The 1,343-nt window shown below is 66.0% G+C and carries 2 protein-coding genes; one reads left to right on the plus strand and one right to left on the minus strand.

Features of this window, described 5'->3' with window-relative positions; translation table 11 throughout:
- Nucleotides 1–1,055, minus strand: a 1,055-nt coding sequence (locus BST12_RS32540) for a SpnB-like Rossmann fold domain-containing protein (protein WP_342746515.1), incomplete at its 3' end; no start/stop codon positions are given.
- A gap of 87 nt (nucleotides 1,056–1,142) precedes the next feature.
- Here BST12_RS32540 and BST12_RS34680 point away from each other — a divergent pair.
- The coding region (locus tag BST12_RS34680) for a hypothetical protein (RefSeq protein WP_342746516.1) at nucleotides 1,143–1,343 on the plus strand (201 nt) is incomplete at its 3' end.

Consider the following 1,343-nt stretch of genomic DNA (forward strand, 5'->3'; position numbering starts at 1 on the left):
AACACCCCAGTACCCCCGGTGATCAACACCGTGGCCCCCGGATCAAACACCGACCCCCCCACCAACTCACCAACCTGCTCACTGACCGCCACCAACCGCGGCACCCACACCACCCCGTCGCGCACCGCCAACCGCGACTCATCACGCTGGGCCAACGCCGCCGGCACCGCCGCCCACGACGCCGCACTGTCATCAAGATCCAGCACCATAAACCGGCCCGGATGCTCTGAGGCCGCGCTACGCACCAACCCCTCCACCACCGCACCCGCCAAATCAGGCACCTCACCCTCACCAACCGCCACCGCTCCCCGAGTCACCACCACCAACCGCGAACCCACCAAAACCGGCTCACCCAACCACCCCTGAACCAACCCCAAAACGTCATACAACCCCCCACGAACCCCACCAACACCAGCAGCGGCCATCGGCACCGAGGCCAGCACCACCTCCGGAACCCGACCACCCGCACCAACCGCCGCGACCAACCCCTCCAAATCCGCATAACACTCCACACCCTCCCCCGCTAACTCCACCGGCCCGCCGCGATCAACAACCGCCACCCCCGACACCACCCCCTCAGGCGGGCATTGCACTGCCACCCACTCCACCCGATGCAACCAATCCAACCGCCGCGCCCCCACCCGACCCAACTGCACCGCATCCACCCGCCGAAACTGCACCGACTCCACCGACAGCACCGGCACCCCCAACTCATCCACCGCCCGCAACCGCAACCCCCCGCCCTCAGCCGAACCAATCGCCACCCGCAACGCCGCAGCACCCCGAGCCACCAACGACACCCCACCCCAGGCAAACGACACCGGAAAACCACCCAGCCTCTGCTCACCCAACAAATCCGGGGCAGCATGCCAAGCCGCGTTCAACAACGCCGGGTGCAACCCAAACCCAGCCGCCTCACCCACATGATCAGCATCCAACGCGACCTCAGCAAACAACTCCTCGCCACGACGCCACACCGCACGCACCCGCTGAAACGCCGGACCATAATGAAACCCACCCCCCCCACCCAACTGGTCATACACCGAACCAGCCACAGCAACCGCCCCCGCCGGCGGCCACACCGACGACCACCCCTCAAACCCCCCCACCTCAACACCAGCCACCAACACACCACTGGCGTGATGAACCCACCCAACCCCCACATCACCGTCATCACTCCCCGCGAAAAGACCAGCAGCGACCTCCACACGCGAATACACCTCAAACCCACACCGACCCTCGCCATCAGCGCCGCCGATCAACAACTGCACCCCCACCACGCCCTGCTCAGGCAACAACAACGGCGCCTCAATCACCAACTCCTCCAACCGCGAAACACCCGC

The sequence above is a fragment of the Mycobacterium angelicum genome, assembly GCF_002086155.1.
Classification (GTDB): domain Bacteria; phylum Actinomycetota; class Actinomycetes; order Mycobacteriales; family Mycobacteriaceae; genus Mycobacterium; species Mycobacterium angelicum.